This is a genomic window from Bacillus sp. CFBP9009 (assembly GCF_036541465.1).
In the GTDB taxonomy this organism is placed as follows: domain Bacteria; phylum Bacillota; class Bacilli; order Bacillales; family DSM-1321; genus Peribacillus.
The window spans coordinates 26,581-42,160 of sequence record NZ_JAZHFU010000015.1; the positions used below are offsets into that span (position 1 = coordinate 26,581).

Sequence of the window (15,580 nt, forward strand, 5' to 3'; positions counted from 1 at the left end):
ATCCATTCCCCTTTATTATTTATTGCATTTCTTCTTTTAACATTCCTTCCTATAAAAATATATTGTCAAACCTGATTTTAGAGTTGATAATGAAGTATATTTTTATTGATATCTTCATCCTGAAAGGACGGAATTTTAATGAAGAGTTTTATCAAAAACTATCGATCCTCTTTAATACTGCTCACCGCCATTATTATCGGCGGGATAGCGGGTGTGGTTTTCGGGGATAAAACCTCGATCATACAGCCTCTAGGGGACTTATTCTTAAATCTGATGTTCACGATCATCGTGCCATTGGTATTTTTCAGTATTGCTTCAGCGATTGCCAATATGAGCGGAATGAAGCGTCTCGGAAAAATCATGGGAAGTATCGTTCTCGTGTTCCTGACAACAGCCGCTTTGGCTGCCGTCATTGGATTTATTGGGACAACCATTGTCAATCCATTGGAAGGCACAGATACGACAGCCATTAAAGAACTGATGGAAAACAGTTCCCCTGAAGAGACCATCGAAGAAGTTTCTTTCTTCAGTCAACTGGTCAACACGGTAACCGTTTCCGATTTCCCAGAACTGTTCTCCAGAAGCAATATGCTTCAGCTTATCGTTTTCTCAGTATTAATCGGACTTTCCACTGCACTGGTCGGTGAGAAAGCAAGACCGATTACTGAGTTTTTGACAGCGGGTACAGCTGTCATGATGAAGGTCGTCAAAATCGTGATGTACTATGCTCCAATTGGACTTGGTGCTTATTTTGCGGCGATTATCGGGCAGCTTGGGCCGCAGATTTTAGAAGGCTATGCTCGCACTTTCATACTTTATCTAGTCTTGGCCTTGATTTATTATTTCGGCTTCTTCACTTTGTATGCCTTTATTGCAGGCGGGAAAGATGGAGTTAAACTATTTTGGAAAAATGCCCTGACACCATCCATTACAGCCATCGCCACTTGTTCAAGTGCCGCGTCCATTCCAGTCAATCTGGAATCAGTCAAGAAAATGGGCGTGCCTAAGGATATAGCAGAGACTGTCATCCCACTCGGAGCCAACACCCATAAAGATGGTTCGGTATTCGGCGGGGTATTGAAAATCGTTTTCCTATTCAGCTTATTTGGAAAGGATATGACAAGCATTTCAAGCATTTTAAGTATACTAGCTGTTGCCTTTTTGGTTGGAGCTGTTATGGGTGCCATTCCTGGGGGCGGCATGATTGGGGAAATGCTGATTCTTAGTGTATTCGGCTTCCCTGTGGAAGTCCTGCCTATCATTGCCGTTATATCCACGATCATCGATGCTCCCGCTACACTGCTTAACTCAACAGGAAACACGGTTTGTGCCATGCTTGTCACAAGGCTTGTTGAGGGGAAAAACTGGTTAAAACAAGCATTCGTTAAAGAAAATTCTGCCGTATGATTCTTATAACGAAACTGGCTCCTGGTTAAAACCGGAGCCAGTTTTTTGATTTTCACGACTTTCCTTCAAACAGTTCTTTAATTGACAAGGGGTTCCATATCCTTGCATAGAATTAAAGGTTGAAGGAGGGAAATGAATGTTAATGAAATGCTTACCTGCCGCAATCACTATCACGGGGCTATTATATATATTTTTTATACCGGAAGAGCCTTTGATGATTAAAATCATGTTCAAGGTCATCCCCATGTTATTGATTTTGCTCTACGCCTGCACAACTGTGGGAAGACGGGATCGTTACCAATCCTTAATACTTCTTGGTTTATTCTTTTGTACTCTTGGAGATGGCTTGTTGATTTGGTTCGTCATCGGGCTTTCCGCCTTCTTGATTGGCCACCTTTTCTATATTTCGGCATTCTTTAGACTATGGAGCTTTTCATGGCTTCGATTTGCGACGATTGTTCCGATTAGCATTTACTCCACTTGGATTAGCCGTGAAATTGTACGTTCTTTAATTGAAAAAGGTGAACATAACCTCATCATCCCTGTAATCTGTTATGTAACTGTCATCTCCCTCATGGGCTGGGCGGCATTTATGACCGGAAATGCTGCCGCAATCATCGGCGGGGTCCTGTTCGTGATTTCCGACTCCATTTTATCTTGGAACAAATTTATCGATGATGTTGCCTTTTCTGGCCCAATGATCATGCTTACCTACTATGCAGCCCAGTTTTGCATCGCTAACAGCATTCGCATGAAACCTTCTTTTCATTTATCGAAAGGTTTGAAAAGTGAACGGCCTATCCAGTGAATCTGAATGTCCAATCGTTCCACATGAAACATTTATATTACAAAAAAAGGCGTTCACAGCCCTGCTTGAACTGTGACGCCTTTATTTAACCTTTAATTTTCTTAATGAAGACTACTTTTAAATAATTCCCTTCCTTATATTCCCTTATTGTTTTAAAATCAGCCGGTAATGAGAATTCTTCCATGATCTCATATTTTCCATTCATTTCCTTGAAAGCAACATCAATGAAGCTCTTGAATTTTTTCATGTCAAACGTACTGCAATTAGTTGAGGCGATAATGACCCCATTGTCTTCCGTAATGGAAATGGTATCCTTCAATAGATTCGTATAGTCTTTTCCGGCACTGAAAGTAAACTTCTTCGATTTGGCAAAGCTGGGCGGATCGAGGATGACCATTTCAAATTTCAAAGCCTTCTTCACTGCATATTTAAAATACTTGAAAACATCCATCACCACGATATTGTGAGCTTCTGGATCTATTCCATTCACACTGAACTGCTCGATCGTCTTTGGTAAACTGCGATTCGCCAGGTCGACACTAGTTGTTTTAACAGCACCGCCTAAAGCAGCAAACACGGAGAATGCCCCAGTATAGGAGAACATATTCAACACGGTTTTCCCTTTGGCGTATTCATCCCGGATTTTCCTTCTGACATCGCGTTGATCAAGGAAGACACCGACCATTGCCCCATCATTCAGATAAACAGCGAAATGGACTCCATTCTCCTTTACAAGAAGCGGAAATGCCGGCTGTTCGCCCATGACAAAATCGTCTTCATCCACGTACTGCCCCTTTGTATCAAAGCGTTTCTTTTGATAAATCGATTTGACCTCGACCGTTTCCTGCAATGCCTTAATGATGTAGTCTTTAAAGGAATATATCCCTTTGCTATACCAGCTAATGACATAGTGACCATCATAATGATCAATGATTAAACCGCCAATTCCATCACCTTCCCCATTAAACAAGCGGAAAGCTGTAGTCTCCCCATCTTCAAAAAAAGACTTTCGGAATTCATATGCTGCCTGGATTTTGCCGTTAAAGAAGGATTGATCGATTTTTTCATTTTCTCTTCGGGTCAATACCCAGCCATAGCCCTTATTCTGTTTACCATAATAACCTTTTGCCAGAAAGCGGTTGTTTTCATCCACCAAACGCACCAAGGCCCCCTCTTCTTGAAGGTCATTAAGATTGGCTATCGACTCTTTAACAATCAAGGGAAAACCCTTGCCGATTTTACTCACGAACTTAGCTTTCATTTTTATATCTATTTCTTTTCCCATCTATATCATCCTATCTATGCAAATGCTTTCCTCCCCATTTTACCCTAATCCCTTTATAAATAAAAACCAGCCCGGTTCCTTAACCAGGCTGGTTTCCAAGAAAACTTTGATTATGAAACTTCCAAATGAAGATCGCCTGGCTTAACTTTACCCATCATTTTCAATACCCGATGTAAGGCAAGTGTGATCACAGCTGGCAATACCATACCCACTGCCACATAAATCAAAAACGTGTACAGCCCCTGACCAGTTATGATGGCAATCGGGGCAATCATTGAACTTAACCCCATGCCTCCAAGCTCATATGGCACTTGAAAATCGAATGCCAAGGTTGCGATAGGCGCACAGATGATTGCCGCCACAAAAGGAGGAATTACATATAATGGCTTTTTGATCAAGTTAGGAAATTGGACTTTTGGCGTAACGACCATCTGTGCCAGGAACCCGCCCATATCATTATCTTTATAAGACATGACAGTGAACCCGACAAACTGAACGGTACATCCGATTAGAGCTGCAGCACTGGAAACGGGATCTAATTGCAGGGCGATCGCCAGTGCAGCGGAAGACGCCGGTGTCATCAATAAAATGCTCCATACCAAGGCTATGACCATGGAACCGATTAAGGGAGAACCCTCGACCGCAGCGGTGGTTTGACTGCTTATCCATGTTAGGAGCGGAGTGGTGACAAGAGCCAGGCCATATCCAGAAACTCCACCGACAAGAACAGCGCCCATTGGGATGGCCATGATGTCCAACTTCGTTTTGCCGATTAGGCGCTTACCTATATATGTTGCAATCACTGCCGCCAAGACCGCACTTAGTGGTTGACCCGTAACAATCGTGAAGGCACCCTCAGCAGTTCTGTGAATGGCAGCCCCTCCAACAGCACTTGAAGCCATGGCGCTAAAGATAATTAATGAATTTCCTCCGAGCTGATATGCGATACCTGCTCCTAAAGCTGGCGCTAGCAAGACCTTTGCGGCCCCGCCTATTGCCATGAAGACCTCCCAGCCTAAATAGCCCCCTATGGATTCAAACAATAACCCGATCCCTAATGTAACCAAGACAGCGTTGGCTATCCCTGTTGATGCCTTGTACATTCGATCGCTGATGTATTCTTTCCTGCTCACTTTATCTCCACTCCTTATTAATTATCTGAATATTCAATTTAGAAAAATCGAAAAAAAAATAAAGGTCTTCATTAAAAAAGCCTATTAAGTATATCGTACCGCTGCCTAAATGTCTGCTAATGTCTGTTCGTATAATAACATGAATTTTCTGATAATGTAAGTGGTATTTTTATTCTAAAAAAATAAAAGCGCTTTCAAAAATAAAGATTTAACACATTACTATTCAATAAAAACTAATGATTTATTTTTTCGAAATAATTTATCCTCATGTTAAGATGTCTAAATGGAGATATCTCGATACATTTACGAACCAAAAAAAAAGAACCCGATTCAAGGATTCTCTCACTAGCTGGATTTATGACTTTTCTAATAGACACCCATCTCATTTCTATTGAAAACCTTCCAATTTTGCAAAAGTATTCCTCAAAAATTGGTAAAACAATTTCTCCGTTGGCATCAGTTCCCTATCAGTCGGAACGATGACCCCTACTGCCCTGGTTACAGATGGGTCCTCCAGCGGCAATTTAACCGTAAAACGAGGCAAGCTATCAATCAAGGAAATCTCAGGAATCAAGGTTATTCCCAGACCTGCTGCCACCAAGCCTTTTATAGCATCTGTATCCTTTCCTTCGAATGCCACTTCCGGTTCAAAGCCATGCAGTTTGCAAGCTTTCATAACGAGATCCCTTAAAACATATCCCTTTGGATATACGATGAACGGGTTTCCTTGAAGCTCATTTAAGGATAATGATTTCTTCAATGACAAAGGATGACTTTCTGGTAAAAGGGCAACTAAGTTTTCAATAAATAGCGTTTCACCTTTGATTTTCTTTTCATTCACCGGCAGTGGGCCAATCAAGGCCATGTTTATGTTACCTTTTATCACAGAATCTATCAGGTAGCGATATGAACCTTGTTTCAATGTGAATTTTGCCTGCGGATAACTTTCCCTGAAGTCGGAAATGACCCTTGGCAATATATAAGAAGCTAAACTGCTGGGAAAGCCAATGCGGATTGTCCCTTTTTCTGGATCCAGGCTTTCAGCCATCTCACGCTTGGCACGATCGATTATATCCATAGCTTGTTCCATATGAGATAAAAATGTATGTCCTATAGGTGTCAATATAATCTTTCGGCCTTCCCTGATAAATAAGGGCACGCCCAGCTCTTCTTCTAAATTGTAAATTTGGCGACTGACAGCAGACTGGGCAACATGCAAGTTCACTGCTGCTTCCGTCATATGTTCACGCTTTGCCACTTCAATGAAATATTCAATTTGCCTTAATTCCAATCTAAGCTCCCTCTTTCATATCAAAACAGCATGTTATTTATCTAATATTCAGATTGTTCGTTTCACTTTTAAATTATATCATGAAAGTATCATATAAAAATCGATAGACTTACCCTATTTAAATTTTATGACTTTATCTAAAGGAGAGAGAACAATGACAACTTCACAGGAAGTAGAGCATGAGGAATTACAAGATGCCAGAGAGTTCGTAAGTCAAGTATACGCACAGGTAAAGGAGCGTAATCCTCACGAAAATGAGTTCCATCAAGCTGTAAAGGAGATATTCCTTTCACTGATCCCCGTTTTTGCAAAACATCCTGAATATATGAAAAGCGGGATATTGGAGAGGCTGGTTGAACCCGAAAGAATGATCACCTTCCGTGTTTCTTGGGTTGATGACCTGGGCAATGTCCAAGTAAACCGTGGTTTTCGTGTGCAATTCAACAGTGCAATCGGACCATTCAAAGGCGGTCTCCGATTCCACCCCACTGTCAATTCCAGCATCATAAAGTTTCTTGGTTTCGAGCAAATCTTTAAAAACTCTCTTACTGGCCAGCCGATCGGTGGGGGAAAAGGCGGGTCGGACTTCGATCCAAAAGGAAAATCGGACGCAGAAATCATGCGTTTTTGCCAAAGCTTCATGTCGGAACTATCTCGCTATATCGGCCCTGATACAGACGTACCAGCTGGTGACATCGGAGTCGGTGCAAGGGAGATTGGTTACCTGTTCGGTCAATATAAAAAGATGCAAGGCAGCTACCATGCCGGTGTTCTAACTGGTAAAGGTATTAGTTACGGAGGAAGCTTGGCCCGTACAGAAGCGACTGGATATGGAACGGTTTACTTCGTCGAGGAGATGCTCAATGACAAAGGGTTACAATTCCATGGCAGCACTGCCGTTATTTCCGGATCTGGCAATGTATCCATTTATGCCATTGAAAAAGCTACACAGCTAGGCGCAAAAGTGGTTGCATGCAGCGATTCAAATGGCTACATATATGATGAAAATGGTCTGAACCTGGATACAGTTAAACGGTTAAAAGAAGTGGAACGAAAACGCTTGAGCGAATATGTCGATGCGCACCCGGAAGCTGTATATCATGAAGGGAGCTACGGTATTTGGTCTGTACCATGCGATATTGCACTGCCTTGTGCAACACAAAATGAAATCGATGAAGAAGCAGCAAAATTACTGGTCAAAAATAATGTGAAGGCAGTCGGTGAGGGTGCTAATATGCCTTCAACCCTTGAGGCCATTGAAGTATTCCTTAATAACGGCATCCTTTTTGGACCAGCAAAAGCGGCCAATGCAGGCGGCGTAGCCGTGTCTGCACTCGAAATGGCCCAAAACAGTGCCAGGATGCCTTGGACTTTCGAAGAAGTCGATGCCAAGCTGCATGAAATCATGAAGAACATCTATAAAAACAGTGTAGAGGCTGCAGAAGCATATGGTGAGCCTGGCAACTTAGTTGTTGGGGCCAATATTGCCGGATTCCTTAAAGTGGCGGATGCGATGCTGACTCAAGGTATACTCTAGCAATCAGTTGATTTAGGAGACGGTCCGACATGGGCCGCCTTACTTTTGTAAAAGAATGACCTCACTTTCTTATACTCTCTCATTCATATCAATTCAAGCTGAATATCCACAATAGATAACATCAATGGAATTAAAAAAAGGAGTGCCGGAAAAGTTCCGGCACCCTCATTGTTTGTATGACAATCATTCTTTGGTGACCAATTTCAATGGAACGGATATTGTGTCATCCACTTTGTCGCCTTTTAAGATTTTTTCAGCCGCATTAACCGCTTCTTCACCGATAAGTGCTGGTTGTTGGGCGATTGTAGCTTTTAGTTCACCGTTTTCAACTGCTTTCAATGCATCATCATTTCCGTCAAAACCAACCACGATAATGTCTTTTCCAGCTGCCTTGATTGCTTCAATGGCTCCTAGTGCCATTTCATCATTATGGGCGAATACCGCTTGGATGTCTTTATTGCCTTGCAGGATATTTTCCATGACGTTAAGCCCTTTTGTCCGGTCGAATTCCGCCGTTTGGCTTGTCAGGACATCTAACTGCTTGTCCGCAATATTGTGGAAACCTTTCCCGCGTTCACGAGTTGCAGATGCACCAGATACCCCTTCAAGTTCCACTACTTTCGCTTTTTCGCCAAGCTCTTTAACTAGATATTCTGCAGCCATTTCCCCGCCAGCCACATTGTCGGAAGCGATGAACGTTTCAATGTCTCCTTCGTCTGAAGAGCGGTCAATCGTGATAACGGGAATGCCCGCTTCATTAGCTGATTGAACAGCTGAAGATATTGCCGCAGAGTCAGTAGGATTTACAAGAAGGACATCAACCTTTTGAAGGATTAGATCTTCAATTCCGCTGATTTGTTTTGCCGTATCATCTTGGGCGTCAACAACTGTGACTTTCATGCCTTTTTCTTTTGCTTCTTTTTCAATACCATCTTTTAAGGAAACGAAGAATGGATTGTTTAAAGTAGAGATGCTGACTCCGACTTTCACGTCTTTCATGGAGTCTTTCTTTTCTTTTTTATCATCTGTTAGACCAGAATCCATTGAACAGGCAGCCAAGACCATTAAAGAAAGAACCATGATGATCGATACTATTTTTTTCATTGATTACACCTCTTCTTATGATTTTTTACGGTCAAGTAAAACCGCGATTAATATAACTGCACCTTTTACCACTTGCTGGTAAAAAGAGGAAACACCAAGTAAATTCATGCCGTTATTCAAGGTACCGATGATCAGGACACCGACCAGCGTACCGAACAAGCGCCCTTTACCGCCTGAAAGGCTCGTTCCACCCAGCACCACGGCTGCGATGGCATCCATTTCATAGGATTGGCCTGCCGTCGGCTGTGCCGAATTCAGACGGGATGTCAAAATGGCACCGGCAATGGCCGCCATCGTACCGGCCAGACCATAGATGGCCACCTTGACTCGGTCAACTTTAATCCCCGAAATACGGGAAGCCCTTTCATTTCCTCCAATGGCATAAGTTTTACGGCCAAAGGATGTTTTATGAAGCAGGAACCATAAGATTAAGAAAGCGATGACCATCACAACGGCCGGTACTGGCACTCCAAGGAAGTAACCTCTCCCAAGCATCTGGAACATAACGGAATCGCCAATTCCAGTAATCGGCTTTCCATCCGTATACACAAGCGTTAATCCCCGGAAAATCGTCATGGTGGCCAGTGTCACGATGAAAGGGGCCATTTTTCCCTTTGAAACGAGTATCCCATTGATTACACCCATTATTGCACCTAGTAGAATGCCTACTAATATTGCTAAAATCGGATCTAATCCCGAGACCATCATACCAGCCATAAGTGCGCTGGATAGAGCTAAAATGGAACCGACGGACAAGTCGATGCCACCTGTCAATATGATAAAGGTCATTCCAAATGCAATAAGTGCATTGATGGAGGTTTGACGCAATAAATTCAAAATATTATTCGGTTCCATGAATGATGGATTTAAAACGGTTATTACGATAAATAAAAGTACCAGGGCGAGTAACGGACCGAATTTCTGCCAAATCCCGCTTTTCCCTGTAGCCTCAAGTTTCATCCTAGTTCCCTCCTGTCGCCAATGCCATAATTTTTTCTTGCGTCGCTTCCTGCTTTAACAATTCCCCAGCAATCTCACCTTCGTGAACCACAAGGATTCTATCACTCATTCCAATGATTTCCGGAAGCTCTGACGAAACCATGATGATGGCGATGCCTCGCTCCGTCAATTCATTCATCAACTCGTAAATTTCACGTTTTGCGCCAACATCTATGCCTCTGGTCGGTTCATCCATAATTAAAACTTTAGGGGAAGTGCCGATCCATTTGGCTATTACCACCTTCTGTTGATTTCCTCCGGATAGATTGCCGATGACCGTTTCAGCAGAAGATGTCTTTACATGAAGTCGCTTAATCATCATTTCGGCAAAGTTCATCTCATCTTCCGTTTTTACGATTCCGTTAGGAGCAAAACTTTTGAGATTCGGCAAGCCGATATTTTCCCTTACAGAAAAGTCCAGGATCAACCCCTCTTCTTTACGATTTTCCGTAATGAAAGCCAGGCCGTGTCGAACTGCATCCGTTGGTTTTCGTATGGAAACCTTCTTGCCTTCAATGGTGATTTCACCCCTGTCTATTTGGTCGACACCAAAAAGGGCGCGCATTATTTCTGTTCTTCCTGCTCCCATCAATCCGGCGACACCGACAATCTCACCTTGGCGAACCGCGAAATGGATATCTTCAAAAAGCCCCTTTTTAGTTAAACCTTTTACATCAAGGACTATGTCTCCAGGGTTCGCTTCACGATGAGGAAAACGATCCTCCAGCTCCCGCCCTACCATTTTTTGAACGACTTCATCGAAATTTGTATCTGCAATTCTTTTCGTATCGACGGTTTTTCCGTCACGCATTACGGTAATCCTGTCACAAATCGCGAATATTTCTTCCATCCGATGAGAAATATAAACAAGCGATACACCCTTTTTGGTAAGTCCCTTCATCACTTCAAAGAGCTTTTCTATTTCCCTATCAGTTAAAGCTGCTGTGGGCTCGTCCATGATGATGACTTCGGCATCCGTCATGAGCGCCTTGGCAATTTCAATCATTTGCTGTTCCCCGACAGAACAAAATCCGGCTTCCTTATCAAAAGGAAGGGAAATATTAAGTGTTTTAAAAATCTCGTTTGCACGCGCTTTCATTTGTTTCGTCTTCAGGACACCGAAGGCATTCACCATTTCCCTGCCGATAAATAGATTCTCCAGCACGGTCATTTCTGGCCAAATATTCAATTCCTGACGGATAAAGGCCATTCCTGCCTCTTCCGCTTCCTTTGAATCCTTGAATGAGGTTTCTTTACCGTTAATCTCAATCGTTCCTTGATCTTGTTTATGCAGCCCGGTCAAAATGTTCATCAAGGTTGATTTCCCCGCACCATTTTCCCCCATTAGCGCATGTACTTCCCCAGCCTCTAAAGAAAAATGAACACCTTCCAATACCTTGTTTTGACCAAATGCTTTATAAATATTGTGCATTTCGATTTGCATGCTCATCATCTCATTTCTTTAAAAGAATACTCCAGACTGCAATATGCAATTTGAATATGGCGTCGTCTCCCCGGTCCGGATTATTGCTTTCGCGTTACTTGTCAGCCTTTTAAAATCCTCATGGGAAACATATTCAATCGCTGCTCCGAATTGCTGCTCCATATATTGATGCTGTTCCGGGTTTTTAACCTTCACTTCTGTGGCAGCGATAACTTTTTCAACAACCATATCTTCATGAATCGCCCGGACGACATCTTGAAATGATGGTGTTCCAGGCGTCAATGCTAAATCTATCTTGCAAACTCCAGGTGGCACCGGCAGTCCGGCATCACCTACGACAATATAATCGGTATGACCAAGGTCAACCAGGACCTTGGCTATTGAACTATTGATGATTCCTTGACGTTTCATGCTTCAAAGCCCCTCTCGACCTCTATCCTTTGCGGCATGCCGCCTTGGGCTCCTAACTTCGTCACGGAAATGGATGCTGCCCGGTTCGCGAATAACAAACATTCGTCAAAACTTTTTCCTTCTGCAACAGCCACGGCAAAGGCAGCATTGAATGTATCCCCTGCGCCTGTCGTATCCACCGCTTCCACTTCAAAGCTTGGAACAACTTTTTCTTCATGTCCGTCAAAATAACGGACGCCATTTTTTCCTTCGGTAATGAATAATTTATTGGGATACTCAGTCAAGACTTCCGTTCTATCTCTCCCATTGAATAGTATTTCGAATTCATGTTCATTCGGAGTAAGGAACGATGCCTGTTGAATGACAGCCTCGCTTAGCTTGCGGGCGGGAGCTGGGTTCAATAGTAATCTCTTTTGAAGCGTGTTGCACAATTCAGCCAAATATTCCACCGTTTCCTCAGGTATTTCCTGCTGAACCAACACGATATCCGATTCCTCTATTACCTTTTTCGCCTTTTGTACATATTCAGGAGTAATGAAATCATTCGCACCTTTTACGACAATAATGCTGTTATCACCTTCCGAAAGGGTAATGTGTGCTGTCCCGGAAGCGGAATCTGTAACCGGTTCCACATACTTCGTATTTACATGATTTTTTTTCAGGTTATCTAAGATGATCTCTCCATAGACATCATCTCCTACACATCCAACCATCGACACTTCTGCACCAAGACGTGCCGCTGCAACAGCCTGGTTGGCTCCCTTTCCTCCGGGAACCGTGATAAAGGACTCCCCTAAAACCGTTTCACCAGCCATTGGCCGCTTGGCTGATGTCACCACTAAGTCCATTGAGGAACTTCCTACTACTGCAATTCTAATCATGTCTTCTCCGCCTTCCTTCTCGTTGTTTGTCTCTCCACAAAAGAAACAGGGAGCTTTTCATGTGTTACTTCCAATTTTTCTTGATTGATCTTTTTAATTAGCATTTCCGCCGCTTGTGCCCCCATCTCATAGGCTGGCTGCCGAATTGTCGATAACGGCGGGTGCAATAACGCTGTGAAGGCGATATCATCATAGCCGATCAATTGTATGTCTTCCGGTATCCGTATTCCCCGTTTTAAAATCTCTTGAAGTGCGGCGGCTGCAACAATATCATTACAAGCGATGATTCCATCGGTTTCCGGATATTGCTCGAACAGCTGTTTCACGCAAGTTTGGCCGCCCTGAAGAGTTAGGGATGAATCCATGACTTGCACGTTCACTTTTGCTTGTTTCAATTCTTCCAATGCTGCCATGTACCGTTCATATACAGGCTTTATTTCGACTGGCCCCCTAATGAGGACGATATTCGTACTGCCTCTATCCAGCAATACGCGTGCTGCCATCTTACCGCCTGTCTTTTGATCGGAATAAACAGCTGGTAATTTCTCTGCTGTACGGTCAAGAAGGACAACCGGAATATCCAGATTATCGAAATTTTCATTGGCTTCTTCACTAGTTGAAGCAATCATGCCCACTACATTATTTTGCAGGAATGTGTCGATATATTCTATTTCTTTCTCTCTCTTTTCATCACTATTTCCAAAAATTAACCGATAACCAAATTGCTGTAGATAATCCTCCACACCTCTAGCCATTTCTGGGAAGAAAGGATTCGTAATGTCCGGCAAAATCAAACCAACCAATTTGGATTTACGTTTGTAGAGGGATCTTGCCACTTCATTCGGTTTATAATTTAATTTCTCAACAGCTGCCATGACCACCTTTTTTGTGTCCTCATGTGCATAACCACTGCCATTCATAACTCTGGAAACCGTTGCCACAGAAACCCCAGCTTCCTTTGCCACATCCCGAATAGTTGCCAATATATCACCCTCAATAATTTTGTGTAACCGTTTACACATAGCTTATCACCAATTTAAATGAACGGCAAGCCCTATCTCAAAGATAATTTTTAGGTAATTTGACCCGAAGAGGATAACACAATCCGTTTTTTATGCGTACATTTCGTCTCTTTGAGTTTCCCATATATAGGTTTAATATCCTCATTACCTCAAGATTTAATCTATTTAAATCATAAAAGACTGAGACAACAGGAGTTCTACCTAACCGTTAAAACTAAGTTGATTGGAGCGGAAGGGACGAGACTCCTGCGGGAAAAGCGAGTCCAAGGGAGACCCCGCAGGCGCAAAGGCGCCGAGGAGGCTCACGGACCGCCCGCGGAAAGCGAGTTCCTGGAGCGGAAATCAATGGTCAAATTTTAATAATCTAAAAAGACTGTAGACGTACTCAATCTTATCGAGTTTGTCTACAGTCTGAAACTGGCTCAAAAGTCTGAGCCAGTTTAACTTTATAGCGATTTTGCAGGTAACTTTTCATAAAGGGCATTATTCACATGCCCAAACTCAGATGCATGCGGACGGTCTTCACCATCGCTATACCCATATTGAAGCATCCGATTTCTATTCAGGCAGAGTTTTGTTAATTTTGGCGCAAAGAAATTGAATGTATCGAAACGATCCTGTAACATAGGGAATTTTTTCTGATGTGTCAGGATTGTTCGGGCGACGCCTTCCCAGAAAGCATGCTCATCCAAAAGGGACCTCTTCATCAGAAGTGTTGACAAGTATCGGAAATGACAGATGAACAGTCCCGTGAAAATGAATTGAACCAGCCCCTCGGGAGTCTCACTTCTTAGTACTTTCCTTAAATCATCAGGGAGGCTGCTTAATTCAGGAAGCGGCTGATCACTGACGTTTACATCATCTACAAAATCCTTGATGGCCAAGCGGTGAGGCTTGTAATCCTTCAAAACTAAAATGGTATTTTGACCATGTGGCGAGAAGACCAATCCATATTGATAGATAAAATGTAGTAATGGTGATAGGATGACGTCGAATAATTGAGCTGTCCAGGCTTCTGCAGTCAATCCCGATTTTTCAATAAGGCTTTCCACATATGGTTTCCCTTTGCTGTCCACATGTAAAAGGGACGCAAGCGTAATGGGCTTTTCGCCTTCTTCCATATAACTGTAAATACTTTCTCTCCAAATACCCCCCAGCATCTCTAAATATTGATACGGTACATTCTCTAGCTTGGAATAATACGGGTGATCAACATTTAAACTGGCCACTTCACCAGGAAGCACTACTTTGCATTGTTCTTTCAAGAATGAATCATTTTCATAAATGTCCTTTATATACGTTGTGATTTTTGGGGCAATGACTGTGCGTTCAGCTGGCAATCCACGGTATACTAGCGTATTTAAAATGCTCATCGGCAGCTTGACATGGTGTTTATCCTTATTCGATACATTAACAAATGTCCGGATGGATTGTTGCGGCAGATACTTATCGGGACCATTTCCCAAAGCTACGATCAGCCCTTTAGCCAGGTCATCGGTAAAGTTCTGGATGATTACATTCTTCCACTGCCATTCATGAACTGGGAGGTAGTAATAGTTTTCTGCGTTCAGCCCTTTTTCCGTCAATATCTTTGCAAATGATTTTTGGGTTTCCCCATCCAGTTCATTCTCCATCAATTGCTTATAAGATAACGTTTCTACTGAATTGAACTCCCCCCTCGTTTTATGGACGGCAATCCAAGATAACTGAACTTCCTTCTGGTTTTCTGGAGCGAACTGCAAATAATCATCATAACCGAAACCGATTCTTCCCTTGTTATAAGCAATCCAAGGGTGACCGCTCATTTCTCCTTCAAGTAATGCATAATCCAGTTCGACTAAATCATCCGCATCTTGTTCAGGTTTGGATAGCAGTTGGAGATCCGCAAGCAGCGTATGATGGAATTCTTTGATTAAATGTCCTGTTGTTTCTGCAGTCATCCCAATTAACGGCTGGATGTCCAAAATGAATTGAATGGCATCCTTGGCCTGTGTAAAACCTTCCGTTTCACTTACCTGGATCGACTCGGCCTGTACTTCATAGCTGTCAAAAAGACGGGGCGACGCCAAAAATCGATAAGATTTCCCCTCATTTATCTTTAACTCATATAGGTTTCCTGCTGTATTTTCGTTCAGAACAGCTGGATGGATCATATCTTCATACATATACTCAGAAATCATCTTGGCCAGCAGGTTTTGGTTTACTATCGACCAATTTTTTTCTGAAACTGCCTGTTCCACTTCATTTATGAACTGCAT

The 15,580-nt window shown here is 42.7% G+C and carries 13 protein-coding genes; 3 read left to right on the top strand and 10 right to left on the bottom strand.

Features of this window, described 5'->3' with window-relative positions; translation table 11 throughout:
* The first annotated feature begins 138 nt into the window (after positions 1–138).
* Both V3595_RS23365 and V3595_RS23370 read left to right on the top strand, forming a co-directional pair.
* Entirely contained in the window at positions 139–1,407 is a 1,269-nt protein-coding gene (locus V3595_RS23365; RefSeq protein ID WP_101223939.1) for a dicarboxylate/amino acid:cation symporter, read from the top strand.
* 136 nt (positions 1,408–1,543) lie between these two features.
* Positions 1,544–2,215 (top strand): lysoplasmalogenase, encoded by a 672-nt coding sequence (locus tag V3595_RS23370; RefSeq protein ID WP_485909987.1) that lies wholly within the window; start codon positions 1,544–1,546, stop codon positions 2,213–2,215.
* Positions 2,216–2,300: 85 nt separating this feature from the next.
* On the opposite strand, the gene V3595_RS23375 is transcribed toward V3595_RS23370, so the two are convergent.
* The 3 genes from V3595_RS23375 to gltC all read right to left on the bottom strand — a co-directional run bounded on the left by V3595_RS23375 (position 2,301) and on the right by gltC (position 5,924).
* Complete coding sequence (locus V3595_RS23375) at positions 2,301–3,500, bottom strand: class I SAM-dependent rRNA methyltransferase (protein ID WP_485909989.1); 1,200 nt, start codon at positions 3,498–3,500, stop codon at positions 2,301–2,303.
* 110 nt (positions 3,501–3,610) lie between these two features.
* Positions 3,611–4,603, bottom strand: coding sequence for a PTS sugar transporter subunit IIC (locus V3595_RS23380; protein WP_485910064.1), 993 nt, complete (start codon positions 4,601–4,603; stop codon positions 3,611–3,613).
* A 418-nt stretch (positions 4,604–5,021) separates the two neighbouring features.
* Positions 5,022–5,924, bottom strand: a complete 903-nt coding sequence (gene gltC / locus V3595_RS23385; RefSeq protein WP_485909991.1) for a glutamate biosynthesis transcriptional regulator GltC — start codon at positions 5,922–5,924, stop codon at positions 5,022–5,024.
* Between the two features lie 154 nt (positions 5,925–6,078).
* Between gltC and gdhA the strand changes: the two genes are divergently transcribed.
* Entirely contained in the window at positions 6,079–7,461 is a 1,383-nt protein-coding gene (gene gdhA / locus V3595_RS23390; protein ID WP_485909993.1) for an NADP-specific glutamate dehydrogenase, read from the top strand.
* 183 nt (positions 7,462–7,644) lie between these two features.
* On the opposite strand, the gene rbsB is transcribed toward gdhA, so the two are convergent.
* The 7 genes from rbsB to V3595_RS23425 all read right to left on the bottom strand — a co-directional run bounded on the left by rbsB (position 7,645) and on the right by V3595_RS23425 (position 15,580).
* Positions 7,645–8,565 (bottom strand): ribose ABC transporter substrate-binding protein RbsB, encoded by a 921-nt coding sequence (gene rbsB / locus V3595_RS23395; RefSeq protein WP_137017767.1) that lies wholly within the window; start codon positions 8,563–8,565, stop codon positions 7,645–7,647.
* Positions 8,566–8,580: 15 nt separating this feature from the next.
* Positions 8,581–9,525 (bottom strand): ABC transporter permease, encoded by a 945-nt coding sequence (locus tag V3595_RS23400; RefSeq protein WP_101223945.1) that lies wholly within the window; start codon positions 9,523–9,525, stop codon positions 8,581–8,583.
* Position 9,526: 1 nt separating this feature from the next.
* The gene (locus V3595_RS23405) at positions 9,527–11,008 is read right to left on the bottom strand and encodes a sugar ABC transporter ATP-binding protein (RefSeq protein ID WP_485909996.1); all 1,482 of its coding nucleotides are present in this window, start codon (positions 11,006–11,008) and stop codon (positions 9,527–9,529) included.
* An 18-nt stretch (positions 11,009–11,026) separates the two neighbouring features.
* Positions 11,027–11,419: a D-ribose pyranase gene (gene rbsD, locus V3595_RS23410; RefSeq protein ID WP_063234273.1), complete on the bottom strand. Its 393-nt coding sequence runs from the start codon at positions 11,417–11,419 to the stop codon at positions 11,027–11,029.
* Positions 11,416–12,300: a ribokinase gene (gene rbsK / locus V3595_RS23415; protein WP_485909999.1), complete on the bottom strand. Its 885-nt coding sequence runs from the start codon at positions 12,298–12,300 to the stop codon at positions 11,416–11,418. The genes rbsD and rbsK overlap by 4 nt, the downstream gene beginning before the upstream one ends.
* Positions 12,297–13,322: a LacI family DNA-binding transcriptional regulator gene (locus tag V3595_RS23420; protein ID WP_485910001.1), complete on the bottom strand. Its 1,026-nt coding sequence runs from the start codon at positions 13,320–13,322 to the stop codon at positions 12,297–12,299. The genes rbsK and V3595_RS23420 overlap by 4 nt, the downstream gene beginning before the upstream one ends.
* 446 nt (positions 13,323–13,768) lie before the next feature.
* The gene (locus V3595_RS23425; RefSeq protein WP_485910003.1) at positions 13,769–15,580 is read right to left on the bottom strand and encodes an IucA/IucC family protein; all 1,812 of its coding nucleotides are present in this window, start codon (positions 15,578–15,580) and stop codon (positions 13,769–13,771) included.

Excerpts from the sequence above, each read along its gene's own strand:
- V3595_RS23365 (WP_101223939.1), top strand. The coding sequence starts at position 139 with ATGAAGAGTTTTATCAAAAACTATCGATCCTCTTTAATACTGCTCACC.
- V3595_RS23370 (WP_485909987.1), top strand. The coding sequence starts at position 1,544 with ATGTTAATGAAATGCTTACCTGCCGCAATCACTATCACGGGGCTATTA.
- V3595_RS23375 (WP_485909989.1), bottom strand. The coding sequence starts at position 3,500 with ATGGGAAAAGAAATAGATATAAAAATGAAAGCTAAGTTCGTGAGTAAA.
- V3595_RS23380 (WP_485910064.1), bottom strand. The coding sequence starts at position 4,603 with ATGTACAAGGCATCAACAGGGATAGCCAACGCTGTCTTGGTTACATTA.
- gdhA (WP_485909993.1), top strand. The coding sequence starts at position 6,079 with ATGACAACTTCACAGGAAGTAGAGCATGAGGAATTACAAGATGCCAGA.
- rbsB (WP_137017767.1), bottom strand. The coding sequence starts at position 8,565 with ATGAAAAAAATAGTATCGATCATCATGGTTCTTTCTTTAATGGTCTTG.
- V3595_RS23400 (WP_101223945.1), bottom strand. The coding sequence starts at position 9,525 with ATGAAACTTGAGGCTACAGGGAAAAGCGGGATTTGGCAGAAATTCGGT.
- V3595_RS23405 (WP_485909996.1), bottom strand. The coding sequence starts at position 11,008 with ATGCAAATCGAAATGCACAATATTTATAAAGCATTTGGTCAAAACAAG.
- rbsD (WP_063234273.1), bottom strand. The coding sequence starts at position 11,419 with ATGAAACGTCAAGGAATCATCAATAGTTCAATAGCCAAGGTCCTGGTT.
- rbsK (WP_485909999.1), bottom strand. The coding sequence starts at position 12,300 with ATGATTAGAATTGCAGTAGTAGGAAGTTCCTCAATGGACTTAGTGGTG.
- V3595_RS23420 (WP_485910001.1), bottom strand. The coding sequence starts at position 13,322 with ATGTGTAAACGGTTACACAAAATTATTGAGGGTGATATATTGGCAACT.
- V3595_RS23425 (WP_485910003.1), bottom strand. The coding sequence starts at position 15,580 with ATGCAGTTCATAAATGAAGTGGAACAGGCAGTTTCAGAAAAAAATTGG.